Origin of the sequence: Methylicorpusculum oleiharenae, assembly GCF_009828925.2 — a bacterium.
Lineage (GTDB): Bacteria > Pseudomonadota > Gammaproteobacteria > Methylococcales > Methylomonadaceae > Methylicorpusculum > Methylicorpusculum oleiharenae.
Genome location: NZ_WUTY02000001.1, coordinates 732,786 through 746,101 on the forward strand (window position 1 = coordinate 732,786; position 13,316 = coordinate 746,101).

Sequence of the window (13,316 nt, forward strand, 5' to 3'; positions counted from 1 at the left end):
GTGGCTAAACTTTGCAGCACAGGGTTAATCCTATGGGTAAAATCCTGCACTTCCCGGTTTGAACTTTTAATGTCGTTTTGAGGGTTGTCGTAAGCCTTGCCAGGAACGCCGTAAACCCATCCATGGCGACTTGACGGCAGTATCCCTGCTGCCGACATCCGCGCAAAGCTTACGACGCCCCTTTTTTATCACCAAACTGGGAATTGCTGTCAAAGGATCACTGTTTAACACTATCCATTGGTTAACCGCACGCTATGAAATTTAAAGATTACTATCAAATTATGGGCGTTTCTCGCTCTGCGACTCAGGAAGAGATCAAGCGGGCTTATCGTAAATTAGCGCGAAAATATCATCCCGATGTCAGCAAGGAAAAAAATGCCGAAGCTAAATTTAAAGAGTTAGGCGAAGCCTATGAGGTATTAAAAGACCCGGAAAAAAGAACGGCCTACGATAAATTGGGCGCTAACTGGAAAGCCGGACAGGATTTCAATCCTCCGCCCGATTGGGAACAAGCATTTGAATTCAAGGGCGGAGGATTTACCAGTGACGAAGCCGGTGTCTACAGTGATTTCTTTGAGCAATTATTCGGCCATACGGGTTTCAGAAGTGCAGGCCGCGAACATTTCAACGTTCATAACCGAGGCCAGGATACGCATGCCAAAATCACAATTGACCTGGAAGAGAGCATCACCGGCGCAACAAAGACGATTATTTTCAACATCCCCGAGACCGATGCGAAAGGGTATTTGCAACTAAAACAAAGATCCCTGAATATCAAAATACCCAAAGGCATCAAACCGGGCCAGCATATCAGACTTTCAGGCCAGGGTAGCCCTGGACTGGGCGGCGCGCAAGCCGGTGATTTATTACTCGAGGTCGCATTTAATCCACATCGGCTCTATCATGTCATCGATACCGATATTTACCTGGATTTACCGGTGACGCCCTGGGAGGCTGCATTGGGCGCCAAAATCAAGGTACCCACGCCAGAAGGCCCTGTCGACCTGAGCATCCCTGCCAATTCCAGACAAGGCAGCAAACTGCGAATAAAAGGTCGAGGCTTACCCTCGAAAAATCCGGGCGATTTTTATGTTGTGCTGCAAATTACACTGCCACCGGCCGATTCTGAAGCGGCTCGCTCGGTTTACCGGCAAATGCAAGTACAACTGGATTTTAATCCGCGTCAATCGCTAGGACTCAGCTTATGAAATCATCTGATTTGTTATTAGTGTATACCGGCACCGTGATTGAAGAAGACAGCCTGACATTGGGCCAGCTCTGCAAAGCCTGCGGCACCAATGCCGATATGATCATCAGTCTCGTCGAAGAGAGTATCATTGAACCCAGCGGCGAAAACATTCATGAATGGCTTTTTTCAGGTGCCAATCTGGTTCGCGCACGTTTTGCTCTGAGGCTGCAACGGGATTTGGGCATCAATCTGGCAGGAATTGCCCTGGTTCTGGATTTAATGGAAGAACGGGAGATGCTGCGTGCGCAAATTGCCGCGTCAGAACACCGCCATTACCTGCGTTAATGGTAACTACTCGCCCACTTAGATTTGAGGATGCAGGTGATTGATTGAAAAATTACCTGATTAATCTTTATAGCCGATTGCACTTTTTGTTTAATTCAACCCGGGAAGTACCATGCCAACTAGTTTATTCACGCCGGTTATTGCCGGAAGTCTCTCATTAAAAAATCGAATCGTCATGGCGCCTTTGACCCGCAGCCGGTCAAAACAACCTGGCGATATTCCCTGGGAATTGAATGCCACGTATTACCGCCAGCGAGCTACCGCTGGATTAATCATTGCCGAAGCAACTCAAATCTCACCGCAAGGTAAAGGCTATGCCTATACGCCGGGCATTTACAGTGATGAACAGATCGAGGGCTGGCGGAAAGTAACCTCGGCCGTTCATGAAGAAGGCGGCCTGATTGTGTTGCAGCTTTGGCATGTTGGCCGCGTTTCACACCGCGACTTGCAACCGGGTCATCAACTGCCCGTTGCGCCATCGGCCATTAAAATTGAAGGCAACGCATTTACCGAGGATGGCTTTAAGCCCTACGAGACACCAAGAGCACTGGAACTATCCGAAATACCCATAATCATTGACCACTATCGATCAGCAGCCATTAATGCACTTAAAGCGGGATTTGACGGTATTGAAGTGCATGCCGCCAATGGTTATTTACTGGATCAGTTCCTGCGCGATGGTTCCAACCTCAGAGCCGATGCCTATGGCGGATCTATCGAAAATCGTGCTCGCTTTTTGTTTGAGGTATTAGCGGCAGTATCTGAGGCAATAGGACCGGATAAAGTAGGTTTGCGATTATCTCCGACCAATCCCTTTAACGACATGACGGACAGTGATCCCCAAACCCATTTTGCTTATGTCATTGAGCAGTTAAACCGATTCAACTTAGCTTATCTTCACATCGTCGAACGTATGATTCCGGTTGAAGAGGATCATTCCACCTTTGATTTTGATGTGTTAAGACAGCATTTCAAAGGCGTTTATATTGCCAACGGCGGCTACACTTTGGCCAGCGCAAACGAGAGCATTGCCGCGAAGCGCTGCGATCTGGTGGCGTTCGGCAAGCCTTTTATCGCCAATCCTGATTTGGTGGCGCGATTCAAAATCAATGCGCCCTTGAATGAGCCGGACTTTGATACGTTCTATGGCGGCGGGGAAAAAGGTTACACCGATTATCCCGCACTCAAATGATGGCCTTATCGCCCTAAAGCGAGTTCATGTTCGTCAAGACTAAAAAACCGCGATGGCTCTGAACCCGCTGAAGGGGCCATTCTTTTGTTATCGACCAGCAAATGCAATAAGGCTTGGTCGATAGCCGGCAAGAAGCTGACACAGACTTCGTCCATATCCAGCGGAAAAGTGTATTGAGCCGTTAGTGCGTTGCATCCATCATTCATAAATAATTCCGGAAAAATAAAACTGAATTATCGCCGTTTGATATGACAGATTCGTGACATCTTAAAAAGGCCTACGGACAGTCCCATCACCTTTCAGAAGGGTGTTTTTTGAACACATCCCGACACAGGACACTGATTTTCGCTTAGACATCCGGAATCGCAACGACCTGGGCAAAGCCTCCTCCCGGCGTTCTAAAGTTGGTTGTTTGGCCTTGATATAAGCGGGCGCAGACCCATTGCACCTGACGCTGATAAACGTAATTACGCAGATCTACCTTAAAATCCAGCTTTTCGTTGCCTATTTCAAGTTGCCGCTCGCTTGGCTGAACCAGCTTTTGAGCGACATAATCGTGCTGCAGAATTTCATCAAAAACGCGATGAGTCATTTTGTCGCCGCGATAAGCGGCTTTGCTGCCGTAACCTCTGGCGGGCTTGAAGAACAACTGTTTACGGTTTTTCCAAAGCCAGTCGGCATCATCGGCCTTCACCAGGCGCGTTTGTGCGATGCCTTGAAGCAACAAGGTACGGGTTGGCTCATCAATGTCTAATTCCAGCAGTGTTGTTTCATCCGTCAGCAACGCCAGATTTCTTTTATCGGCATAAAGCGCATGATTTCGGGGATGGGGCGTCAAGACAACGGCCGAATCAAGATAAGCGTCCCTAAGCTGATGATGCTCGGGCTGCATCAAGCCAAAGTCAGTGAGCCGATTGTAAATAAGGTCGATCTGCAAGTGACCATACCAGACATGGCCCTCCTTATAATCAAGTTCTGAGGGATCGGCAATAACGGCAGTGATGCCGTTTCGCTCGAATAATTTTTGAAAAAGAATGAATTCAGGCAGCATGAATTGGGTTTGCGGCTGCGTATCAACAATCGCGATGGATTTCAATGATCTTTGTGTATTTTCTGCCTGCCATTCCTGAAGAAACATGGCCATAAATGCCTGCTCGGCCTTGCATGAAGAAGTGATGCCGGGTTGCTTGCCCGCGGCAAGCTCGCAACAGGATAATTGGGCTTTAGCCAGCATGACATTGAGCATTGCCCCACCGGCGTTGGTGTTGATTTCAATCAGCTGGGGTCCTTCCGGACTTAAATGAAAATCAAAACCCAAAAAAACACCGCTGGCTTTAGGGATAAAATGTGCAGCCGAAGGCGCAAAACTTAGCACCAGCGCCTGGAACGCGGGTAAAGCAATCACGTTTTCAATCGCGACAATGATTTGCTGCTGTTTGGAAAGGCAGGATTCGGTGACAAAAACAGCCGATTCGGCAAAAAGGTGCGGCCTTTCTTCGGTAATCATTTTATAAAGATCCAGTTCCCTGGCTTGTTCTGATAATTGAGCCTGCATAGCCGACCTATCAAGTGATACACAATAACATTCTTTGTTCAGACGCTCCGGATTGCCGGCGTCTTGTTGATCGTGCAAGTCTTCCATCGATTTTGATTGCATTCAGATAATAACGGGTGAACCCTGAAAAAAACGAAGACGTCCACTAAGCTGTTTTAATGAACGATGAATAGGGTGAGCATTTGTAACTACTCGCCCGCTTTGAATTAAGGCTGTAGGTGCTTGATCTCAAACGACGCGTAAATTCGTCCTTGTTGCAGAAGCCTTTTCAATCAACCACCTACACCCACTAAAATTGGAGGGAGTGAGCAGATACGGAGTATTTTACAAGGTCCGGCCCCGTCTGACACGACGATTTTTATTTGCATCACTTTAAGCATGCCGATCATGGGCAGACCGGTCAGTTATTAAAAATTTGCGGTTAATACAGTTTACCGATTATTCTCAATCACATTCTGTAATAACTTTAACGAGAGTGAGGCTTATGAAACCATTTTTTGTGACCCGTTTGATTTGTTCAGCGTTATGCCTGTTTTTCGTCAATGAAGAAGGATGGGCAGCGGATTTGACCCGATCAGAAATTGAAGGGCTTTTAGCATCAGCGACGCAGTCCAAACCGGCTGATCTGCGGAGAAAGGATTTACGCGGACTCGATTTGTCACGACTGGATTTGCGCCATGCAGACTTATGGGGAGCAGATCTTAGGCAAGCGGATCTGAGTCATGCCAATTTATCAGGACTGGTTCTGGATTTAACGGTGATGACCGGGATAAAGCTGACCCATGCCGATTTATCCAATGTGAGCATTTTCGGAGTGAGCCTGGTTAAAGCAGACATGAGCAAGGCCAATCTTACCGGCAGCCGTGTCATTGCCATCATGGATGGCGCCAACCTCAGCTACGCGGACATCTCCAACGCCAATTGGGGCGCCGATATGAAAAATCAGCCTATGGGTTTAATGCGCGCGAGCTTGAAAGGCGCCAATTTGACCGGTGCCAATTTGTCAGGCGGTAATTTCGATAGAGCCATGCTGCGATTGGCAAATCTGACAAAAGCCAATCTGAGCAAAGCCACATTTTTTGCAGCCGATATGGCGGGAGCCAATCTAAGCAACACGGATTTGTCGGATGCCGACTTGTCCAGCGCCAAACTGTTGGATGCCAATTTCACGGGTTCTTTAATCTCGGGGGCCAAGTTTAAAGGTATTAAAGAGGAGGCTGTTTTACTGCGGCTTGAAAAAGTCAAAGGCCGGGATACGGCTATTTTCGATTAAATCGATTCCGTTAAATCCGGTCTTTCATAAAATGAATTTTCGTGTAAAATGCGCGTCTTCAAAACGAGTGGGTGCTTAGCTCAGCTGGGAGAGCATCGCCCTTACAAGGCGAGGGTCGGGGGTTCGAACCCCTCAGCACCCACCAATTTGAATCTTCAATTTTACTATTTTGTTCTACCCGCCGAGTCAGCGAGATTGTTATTTCGGGTTATTAACTTTAAACAGGCTTTTCCTCTTCCGTATTGTCGTAATGCGCCTGGTAGTCGGCCATGGCCAGACGGATCACTTCATGAGCTTCGTCACGCCCGTAGACGTTGGTTATCTCGCAATGACTCGTTTCACCCGGCAAATTTTTGTACGTCAGAAAATAATGTTTCAGCCGGTTGATATAAGATGACGGGCAATCTGATACATCATTCCACTGACGATAAAACTCATCACCTTTCATAACCGCAATAATTTTGTCATCCGCTTCCCCTCTATCTAGCAGACGAAAGCCGCCGATCGGAATGGCTGGCAAAATGATATTGCCATGGGTAACTGCCCGCTCACTCAGAACACAGATATCCAAAGGATCGCCATCCCCTTTGGCAACCGTTTTTCCCGACATCTTTTCGGCAAATTTGGCCACTTTTTCCGCGCAATAGGTCTGCGGAATAAAGCCATAGAGCGTCGGCACAGTATTTGAAAACTTCTGGGGCCGGTCTATCTTAAGATACCCTGTTGTTTTGTCGATTTCGTATTTCACGGTGTCGGAAGGGACCATCTCTATAAAAGCCGTCACGACGGTAGGGGCTTGTTCACCAGGATGGATGCCATGCCAAGGATGCGCTTTGTAGGGTATATTCATTTTTTTGTGCAGATGGGTGATATAAGGAAAGTGGCTCGTTAGGTAAGCTTTGGCTTGAGTATTTTTAAGCGCCAGCCCTGAGGTCTATTCATCTAACCTGCCGAATTATGACTGTAATCAATTGAACTTCCTGAGCGACTTTCCATGCGCTGCTGGTTTTTCCAATCTCTATGTCTAATCATAATATCCAGCACTTCCTGAGGATCGTCAGTCAGCGTGATAAAATTCAGGTCCTCTTCTGATACGGTTTGGTATTCGATCAGTGTTGTCTTTATCCATTCCATTAGCCCTTGCCAAAAATCGGTACCGAATAAAACCAGGGGTAATGGATAAATCTTTTTGGTTTGCATCAGGGTTAGCGATTCAAATAATTCGTCCAGCGTTCCAAAACCGCCCGGCATGCAGACATATCCCATCGAATGCCTGACAAACATGACTTTACGTACAAAAAAATAACGGAAACCCAGGGATATATCCTGGTAGGGATTAGGCCTTTGCTCCATCGGCAACTCTATGTTGAGGCCGATTGAAGGCTGTCTATGGGAATGAGCCCCCTTGTTGGCGGCTTCCATAATGCCGGGACCACCACCGCTTATAATCGCAAAATCATGCTGGGCTAACAACCCGGCTATTTCTACCGTTTTTTGATAATAAGGATGATTGGGCGCCAAGCGGGCGGAACCGAAAATGGAAATGGCGTCACATAAATGGGATAGTCGGTCAAACCCCTCGGTAAATTCACTGATAATTCGAAAAATCCGCCAGGACTGGTCACCTTTGACGTCATCAATGGTGTTGAATGAGTTATTTTGTCTGTGATTACATTCCATATATTTTATTTGCTGATGCTGTGAGCAAGTACATACGTGCTTAACGAATGCATTTTGCTTCCTTTGATGTTGGGAAATTTTGGCATTCGGATTGAACCTGTGTAAATTTTATGTTTAACGAATCCTGCGTTCATATTTTTTGGGTGCAGTTCAAACAGGACATCAGGAACATTTTCATCCAGAGGTTGATGACACTCCGCGCAGGCTGCCTGAAATATTTGCTCTCCCGAAGCGGAGGAGTCGGGTTTGAAATCACTGGTACAGCCATTGATGGCCAATGTGATGCACAGCGTGGAAAAGCGATAAGACTTCTTCATGGCAAACTCCTTAATTCAGAGAATAAATAATTTTGCCGGATTGAAGAGTGTGAGTAACGCGACCTGACAAAGTGCTCCCCCAAAACGGCGTGTTTAAACCTTTACTTTTCCACGTCGTAGAGTCGATCGTCCAGTTCATGTGGGCATCAAATACGCAAATATCGGCGATCATGCCGACGCTCAGAGATCCGCTGGGTAAGCGTAGTATTGAGGCGGGATTGCAGGTTAATGCAGCGATTCCTTGCGATAACGATATGGTTTTATCATTGACCAGTTTAAGCATTAAAGATAGCAGAGTTTCAATGGATGCCATGCCGGGTTCGGTTTCGGGAAAGGCACCCAGCTTTGCATCCAGATCATGCGGCTGATGATCTGAACACAGCACTGTAATCACGCCTTGTGACAAGGCATCTCGCAGCGCCTGCTTATCCTGATCACTGCGTAGCGGAGGCAAAACATGATAAGCGCTATCAAACGGCTCCATGTCATTTTCGGTCAGATGCAACTGATGAATGGCGATATCGGCACTCACATCAAGGCCGTATTTTTTCGCTTGTTGAATTTTTATCAACGACCGTTTGCAGCTGATTTGTCCAAAATGGACCCGGCAACCCGTTTGTTCGGCGAGTTCCAGGCATTGAGCCAGCGCAATGGTTTCAGCCGTATAGGGAATACCGGGTAGGCCATAGCGGGTAGCGACCGCTCCCTCATGTGCACAGCCTTTATTACCCAGGCTATGTTCATGAGGACGATAAATCAGCAATAAATCATGGCTGGCGGCATATTCCATTGCACGTCTGAGTATCAAGAGGTTGGACACGGGTTTACCGGCATTGCCGACGGCAATGCATCCCGCCTGCTTGAGCGCCAGCATTGGACTGAGTTCTTGTCCTTCCAGTTTTTGGGTCAGGGCGCCTATGGTTACAATATTCGGATAGTCCGCTTTGTCCGCCAAATCTTTGATCAATTCCAAAATGGCCGGGGTATCCGCGGCGGGCTTGGTATCCGCCTGCAACACCAGCGTCGTGACGCCGGCGCTGGCTGCAGCGCGTGTTTCACTTTTTATGGTGGCTTTATGACTTTGACCGGGCTGGCGTAGCCGTGTGCTAATATCGATAAAGCCCGGGCAAACAATCTGATTTTGCGCATCAATGACAATATCCGGAGTAAAGTCCCCAGGCGTTTCGTTTACCGCGATAACATGGCCTTCCGCTATATACAACGAGCCAATACTATCGGTTTGATTGGCCGGGTCGATAATCCTGCCGTTTTCTATGGCTATTTTTTGCATTATCCGTTCCCTCTTGCCTGCATGGCCATTGACATAACCGCCATACGCACGGCGATACCATTACTCACTTGTTGCAAAATTACGGATTGAGCGCCGTCGGCAACCCGTGTATCTATTTCAACACCGCGGTTAATAGGACCTGGATGCATTACAATCGCATCGGGCTTGGCGATTTTTAATTTGGCCGGGGTCAGACCGAAACATTTAAAGTATTCACTTTCGCTGGGCAACAAAGCAGAGGTCATGCGCTCTTTTTGTAATCGCAGCATGATAACCACATCAATATCTTTTAAACCTTCCGTCAAGTTATGGAAGACATTAACGCCCAAGGTCTCGACATGGGCCGGCAATAATGTTTTGGGAGCGATTACGCGTATCTCTGCTGCTCCCAGTGTATTTAGAGCAAGTATCTGGGAGCGGGCGACTCGAGAATGCAATATATCGCCGATGATGGCTACTCTTAACGGTGCAAATTCTTTTTTTATTTGCCGGATGGTAAACATATCCAGCATCGCTTGAGTAGGATGACTATGCTGACCGTCACCGGCATTAATGACGCTGACATGAGGGGCGGTATGTTGGGCAATAAAATGAGCGGCGCCGCTGGTGGCGTGTCTGACGACAAACATATCCACGAACATGGCCTCCAGATTGCGGATGGTATCCAGCAGGCTTTCACCTTTGGAGGTAGCCGAGGTGGCAATATTCATGTTGATGACATCGGCAGACAAGCGGATGGCTGCCAGTTCAAATGTCGTACGGGTGCGGGTACTGTTTTCAAAAAACAGATTTACAATGGTTTTACCGCGTAACAAAGGCACTTTTTTTACCTGTTGCTCCGACATCCCTGCAAACGACTCTGCTGTATCAAGAATTTCGGTCAATAAAGCTTTATCGAGGCCCTCAATCGTCAGAAAGTGTTTTAATTTACCGTCAGAATTTAATTGCAGGTTTTCCGTCATAGAACTTAGGCTGCCTCGTTCATAGATTGAATATAAATGCTCAGTGGCTCAGGGCCGGTAAGCTTGATACGTTGGTTGTCCTGTAATGAAATGCGGGCACCGTAACAATCCGGTTTTAGCGGAATCTGCCGCCCATCCCGTTCTATCAGTACGGCAAGCACCACTTGATTAGGACGGCCGTAATCAAAAATTTCATTCAACGCGGCGCGAATGGTGCGGCCGGTATAAAACACATCATCGATCAGGATGATATCGCGACCCTCTATCGTGGTAGGCAATTGACTGGGTTTGACATTTGGGTGTACGCCTATCTGTGAAAAATCATCACGGTAAAACGAAATATCGAGCAAACCCAACGGCTCTTCAAAATTTAAACGTTGATGTAAACGTTCGGCAATCCAGACTCCGCCGGTGCGAATACCAATCATCAGCGGATTGCTTAATTTTCTTTCGTTTATCGTTTCTATCAACGAGTTTTCGAGGGTTGATAACAAAGCGGGAATTTGCAGAGGTGTGTTAATCATTTTTTATTATTTTGAGTTATTGAGCCAGGTTTGCAGAATAAGTTGAGCCGCCAGCTGGTCTTGAATTGCCCATAGTTTCTTTGCCTTGAGACGATGATCATCGAATAGCAACTGTTTGGCTTCAAAAGTAGTCAGGGTTTCGTCCTGCTGGTAAACCGGCAGATTATAGCGGCCTTCAAGTTGCCGGCAGAATTTCAGCATACGCGGCGTAATCAGATTGTCACTGCCGTCGAGTTGACGGGATATACCCACGACAAAACCGGCGGGCTGCCATTCCTTGATCAACCGGCTGATTGCAAGCCAATCGGGAGCCTGATTAATCGATTTGATGGTTTCCAGCGCGTTGGCTGTTCCGGTAACGGTTTGACCCACGGCTACACCGATTTTTTTATTACCGAAGTCGAAACCCAGAAAGGTATCCCGATTGATGGGGTTTGAAAGCGCGCTTCGATCAGCCATGTCCTGCCGGTGCGGTCAGTTTGTTGATATCGATCCCGATTTGATTTGCGGCCGCATACCAGCGTTGACTGACGGGCGTACTGAATAAAATGTCATTCCCGCTAGGCGTATTGAGCCAGGCATTGCTGATAATCTCACGTTCCAGCTGTCCTTCCCCCCATCCTGCATAACCAAGTGCGACCAGATAATTTTGAGGCCCCTCACCTGCTGCGATGGCTTCCAGAATATCCCGTGAGGTTGTCAACGCGATAATATCTGAAATCAGTAGCGAGGAATCCCATTCGCCTGTTGCTTCGTGGATGACAAAGCCTCTTTCCTGTTGAACGGGCCCGCCCGAAAATACCGGCGCGTCAATGGCGCTTTGAGATGAGGCTTTGATATCCATTTGAGTGAAAATTTCCCCCAGCTTCATGTCGATTAATCGATTAATTACAATACCGAGAGCACCCTCGTCATTATGCTGACACAGATAGGTGACCGTATGGGAAAAACCAGGATCCGTCAGGTTGGGCATCGCTATCAGAAACTGGTTGTTTAAGTATGTCGCGCCGTTTTTGATATTTGGCATCGGAATCTGCTATTAAATCGGTTATTGACTGGTCATGCCGGATTTGTCTGAAAATTGCCAGACACGTGTAATCACAAGCACATCTAATTCCTGAAGTAGATCTTTGGGCAAAGGCGGAAAAGGCTCGCTAATCCGGACGATTCTCTTAGCCGCTTCATCAAGGGCAACGTTGCCGGAAGATTGCTTGATACGGATATTGTAAATGGTACCGTCAGGTTTTATACCCACTTCCATAGTCAGTTTGCCGTAAAAGTTTTTTTTGCTGGCTTCTTCAGGATAGTTAAGGTTTCCGGTTCTTTCCACCTTGTTTTCCCAATCTTTCATGTATTGAGCCGCCACATATTTGTGCGTACTCACGGAGTTTACGTGCTTTATTTTGCTGAGATCCGTGCTTTGTTGTTTCTGCCGAATTTCAGTGCCCAGCTGGGTAATCTGTTGCTGAAGCTCCGCTGCTGAAATGTGCGGCGTAGGCGCGGGCGTGGCTTCCTCTTCTACTGGCGCTTCTTTTTGCGTGATTTTAACTTCAGCCGGTTTTGTCGTTGCTATGATTTTTTTGACCGTTGCCGCTTCTTTGGGTTGTGATTTGGGCGGCTTGGTTTTGACCGGCACAGGCGATGGCTTGACGGCCGGACTGCTAGCCAGTTTTTGCTTGGGCGGCACCGGTTTGGTTATTTTCTCGCCTGCGCCAATTTGATTATCCTGCGCCAGAAAACTGGCTTTTTTCGGTGTCTTGGGCGCCGGTGTATTTGCCAATGTCACTTCAATCGTACGACTGACTTTCTCCGGCTTGGGCGACATAAAATTCGTTCCGAAGATAACCAGCGTGTGGAAAACCGCGGCAATAAACAAGGCAACCAACAAAGAATCATTTTCCGATGTGGCGGAAAATCTGCCCAAAGTCATTTGAGAGCTCATAGCGATTGCAGCTTCTCTTCAATGTGATCCATCAGTTGGCCCGCTATATTAAGGCCAAATGCCTTATCCAGCTCCTGTACACAAGTGGGGCTGGTGACATTGATTTCGGTCAGGTAATCACCGATGACATCAATACCCACAAAGACCAGCCCTTTCTCTTTTAACGTGGGACCAATCTGATTGGCTATCCACATATCGCGTTCCGTAATGATGCGCCCTTCAGATGAGCCTCCTGCCGCAAGATTGCCCCTCGATTCGCCTTGTGCGGGAATGCGGGCAAGCGCGTAAGGTACAACTTCTCCATTGACAATCAGTATGCGTTTGTCGCCATTTTTAATTTCAGGAAGGTATTTTTGTGCCATCACATAACGACCATTGTAATGGGTCATAGTTTCCAGAATCACACTCAAATTCGGATCATTTTGATGCACATAAAAGATCGATGTACCGCCCATTCCATCCAGTGGCTTTAAAATTATTTCTCCATGTTCATTGAGAAATTCACGTATTTTATTGCTGTCCCTGGCCACCAGGGTATCCGGGCAGCATTCAGGAAACCAGGCGGTAAATAATTTTTCATTGGCATCTCTGAGAGATTGGGGCTTATTGACGACATAAGTGCCGTTTGCCTCCGCTCTTTCGAGCAAATAGGTGGCATAAATATACTCCTGATCGAACGGAGGATCTTTGCGCATGATGATGACATCCAGCTCATCTAAAGCCAGATCTTGCTCGCCTTCAAAGCGAAACCACTGCAATTCGTTTCGCTCAACCGACAGTATCCGGGTTCTGGAGAAAGCCCTGCCATTGCGTAAATACAGGTCATTAAGTTCCATATAATGCAGTTCCCACCCTCTGTGCTGCGCTTCCAGCAACATGGCAAAGCTGGTGTCCTTTTTTATATTGATGCTTGCGATGGGGTCCATAACCATGCCAAGTTTTATGGGCATAATAAGTTCTCTTTTTTACGAATGGGTTAAATAGGTTTCTCTGACTGCAATAGTATGCCATTGAAAGATTATTTTTCTCCAATGATATGGGATCTG

At 47.3% G+C, this 13,316-nt stretch carries 16 protein-coding genes and 1 tRNA gene; 5 read left to right on the top strand and 12 right to left on the bottom strand.

Annotated elements, in window-relative coordinates:
* The first annotated feature begins 254 nt into the window (after positions 1–254).
* The 3 genes from GO003_RS03455 to GO003_RS03465 all read left to right on the top strand — a co-directional run bounded on the left by GO003_RS03455 (position 255) and on the right by GO003_RS03465 (position 2,726).
* A complete protein-coding gene (locus tag GO003_RS03455) occupies positions 255–1,208 on the top strand; it encodes a DnaJ C-terminal domain-containing protein (RefSeq protein ID WP_159651603.1) in 954 nt (317 codons plus the stop codon).
* Positions 1,205–1,534 (top strand): chaperone modulator CbpM, encoded by a 330-nt coding sequence (locus GO003_RS03460; RefSeq protein WP_159651601.1) that lies wholly within the window; start codon positions 1,205–1,207, stop codon positions 1,532–1,534. The genes GO003_RS03455 and GO003_RS03460 overlap by 4 nt, the downstream gene beginning before the upstream one ends.
* A 112-nt stretch (positions 1,535–1,646) precedes the next feature.
* Positions 1,647–2,726: an alkene reductase gene (locus GO003_RS03465; protein ID WP_159651599.1), complete on the top strand. Its 1,080-nt coding sequence runs from the start codon at positions 1,647–1,649 to the stop codon at positions 2,724–2,726.
* 5 nt (positions 2,727–2,731) lie between these two features.
* On the opposite strand, the gene GO003_RS03470 is transcribed toward GO003_RS03465, so the two are convergent.
* A complete protein-coding gene (locus GO003_RS03470) occupies positions 2,732–2,932 on the bottom strand; it encodes a hypothetical protein (RefSeq protein ID WP_159651597.1) in 201 nt (66 codons plus the stop codon).
* A 143-nt stretch (positions 2,933–3,075) separates the two neighbouring features.
* Positions 3,076–4,383: a hypothetical protein gene (locus GO003_RS03475; RefSeq protein ID WP_231088801.1), complete on the bottom strand. Its 1,308-nt coding sequence runs from the start codon at positions 4,381–4,383 to the stop codon at positions 3,076–3,078.
* Positions 4,384–4,765: 382 nt separating this feature from the next.
* Between GO003_RS03475 and GO003_RS03480 the strand changes: the two genes are divergently transcribed.
* Together GO003_RS03480 and GO003_RS03485 are read left to right on the top strand one after the other, a co-directional pair.
* Positions 4,766–5,554: a pentapeptide repeat-containing protein gene (locus GO003_RS03480; protein ID WP_159651595.1), complete on the top strand. Its 789-nt coding sequence runs from the start codon at positions 4,766–4,768 to the stop codon at positions 5,552–5,554.
* A gap of 69 nt (positions 5,555–5,623) precedes the next feature.
* A tRNA-Val gene (locus tag GO003_RS03485) sits at positions 5,624–5,699 on the top strand.
* A gap of 72 nt (positions 5,700–5,771) precedes the next feature.
* Here GO003_RS03485 and GO003_RS03490 read toward each other — a convergent pair.
* From GO003_RS03490 to gshB, 10 genes are all read right to left on the bottom strand, one after another.
* Complete coding sequence (locus GO003_RS03490) at positions 5,772–6,404, bottom strand: inorganic pyrophosphatase (protein WP_159651593.1); 633 nt, start codon at positions 6,402–6,404, stop codon at positions 5,772–5,774.
* 92 nt (positions 6,405–6,496) lie between these two features.
* Positions 6,497–7,234 (bottom strand): LOG family protein, encoded by a 738-nt coding sequence (locus tag GO003_RS03495; protein WP_159651591.1) that lies wholly within the window; start codon positions 7,232–7,234, stop codon positions 6,497–6,499.
* A 5-nt stretch (positions 7,235–7,239) separates the two neighbouring features.
* Entirely contained in the window at positions 7,240–7,551 is a 312-nt protein-coding gene (locus GO003_RS03500; RefSeq protein WP_159651589.1) for a cytochrome c, read from the bottom strand.
* A gap of 10 nt (positions 7,552–7,561) precedes the next feature.
* Positions 7,562–8,842 carry a dihydroorotase gene (locus GO003_RS03505; protein WP_159651587.1) on the bottom strand — a complete coding sequence of 427 codons (1,281 nt, stop codon included), beginning with the start codon at positions 8,840–8,842 and terminating at the stop codon, positions 7,562–7,564.
* A complete protein-coding gene (locus GO003_RS03510) occupies positions 8,842–9,804 on the bottom strand; it encodes an aspartate carbamoyltransferase catalytic subunit (RefSeq protein ID WP_159651585.1) in 963 nt (320 codons plus the stop codon). The genes GO003_RS03505 and GO003_RS03510 overlap by 1 nt, the downstream gene beginning before the upstream one ends.
* A 5-nt stretch (positions 9,805–9,809) precedes the next feature.
* On the bottom strand, positions 9,810–10,328 hold the full coding sequence (gene pyrR, locus GO003_RS03515) for a bifunctional pyr operon transcriptional regulator/uracil phosphoribosyltransferase PyrR (RefSeq protein ID WP_159651583.1): 519 nt from the start codon (positions 10,326–10,328) through the stop codon (positions 9,810–9,812).
* Positions 10,329–10,334: 6 nt separating this feature from the next.
* Positions 10,335–10,787: a Holliday junction resolvase RuvX gene (gene ruvX, locus GO003_RS03520; protein WP_159651581.1), complete on the bottom strand. Its 453-nt coding sequence runs from the start codon at positions 10,785–10,787 to the stop codon at positions 10,335–10,337.
* Positions 10,780–11,346, bottom strand: a complete 567-nt coding sequence (locus GO003_RS03525; protein ID WP_331001657.1) for a YqgE/AlgH family protein — start codon at positions 11,344–11,346, stop codon at positions 10,780–10,782. Before GO003_RS03525 ends, ruvX begins: the two co-directional genes overlap by 8 nt.
* A gap of 30 nt (positions 11,347–11,376) precedes the next feature.
* On the bottom strand, positions 11,377–12,258 hold the full coding sequence (locus GO003_RS03530) for a TonB family protein (protein WP_231088802.1): 882 nt from the start codon (positions 12,256–12,258) through the stop codon (positions 11,377–11,379).
* Between the two features lie 8 nt (positions 12,259–12,266).
* Positions 12,267–13,220 carry a glutathione synthase gene (gene gshB, locus GO003_RS03535; protein WP_159651575.1) on the bottom strand — a complete coding sequence of 318 codons (954 nt, stop codon included), beginning with the start codon at positions 13,218–13,220 and terminating at the stop codon, positions 12,267–12,269.
* Positions 13,221–13,316: the final 96 nt, after the last annotated feature.

What these genes read in the sequence shown, in the direction of transcription:
- GO003_RS03500 (WP_159651589.1), bottom strand. Translation starts at nt 7,551, where the DNA reads ATGAAGAAGTCTTATCGCTTTTCCACGCTGTGCATCACATTGGCCATC.
- GO003_RS03460 (WP_159651601.1), top strand. Translation starts at nt 1,205, where the DNA reads ATGAAATCATCTGATTTGTTATTAGTGTATACCGGCACCGTGATTGAA.
- GO003_RS03480 (WP_159651595.1), top strand. Translation starts at nt 4,766, where the DNA reads ATGAAACCATTTTTTGTGACCCGTTTGATTTGTTCAGCGTTATGCCTG.
- GO003_RS03495 (WP_159651591.1), bottom strand. Translation starts at nt 7,234, where the DNA reads ATGGAATGTAATCACAGACAAAATAACTCATTCAACACCATTGATGAC.
- GO003_RS03490 (WP_159651593.1), bottom strand. Translation starts at nt 6,404, where the DNA reads ATGAATATACCCTACAAAGCGCATCCTTGGCATGGCATCCATCCTGGT.
- GO003_RS03455 (WP_159651603.1), top strand. Translation starts at nt 255, where the DNA reads ATGAAATTTAAAGATTACTATCAAATTATGGGCGTTTCTCGCTCTGCG.
- GO003_RS03470 (WP_159651597.1), bottom strand. Translation starts at nt 2,932, where the DNA reads ATGAATGATGGATGCAACGCACTAACGGCTCAATACACTTTTCCGCTG.
- ruvX (WP_159651581.1), bottom strand. Translation starts at nt 10,787, where the DNA reads ATGGCTGATCGAAGCGCGCTTTCAAACCCCATCAATCGGGATACCTTT.
- pyrR (WP_159651583.1), bottom strand. Translation starts at nt 10,328, where the DNA reads ATGATTAACACACCTCTGCAAATTCCCGCTTTGTTATCAACCCTCGAA.
- GO003_RS03510 (WP_159651585.1), bottom strand. Translation starts at nt 9,804, where the DNA reads ATGACGGAAAACCTGCAATTAAATTCTGACGGTAAATTAAAACACTTT.
- GO003_RS03465 (WP_159651599.1), top strand. Translation starts at nt 1,647, where the DNA reads ATGCCAACTAGTTTATTCACGCCGGTTATTGCCGGAAGTCTCTCATTA.
- GO003_RS03475 (WP_231088801.1), bottom strand. Translation starts at nt 4,383, where the DNA reads ATGCAATCAAAATCGATGGAAGACTTGCACGATCAACAAGACGCCGGC.
- gshB (WP_159651575.1), bottom strand. Translation starts at nt 13,220, where the DNA reads ATGCCCATAAAACTTGGCATGGTTATGGACCCCATCGCAAGCATCAAT.
- GO003_RS03530 (WP_231088802.1), bottom strand. Translation starts at nt 12,258, where the DNA reads ATGACTTTGGGCAGATTTTCCGCCACATCGGAAAATGATTCTTTGTTG.
- GO003_RS03505 (WP_159651587.1), bottom strand. Translation starts at nt 8,842, where the DNA reads ATGCAAAAAATAGCCATAGAAAACGGCAGGATTATCGACCCGGCCAAT.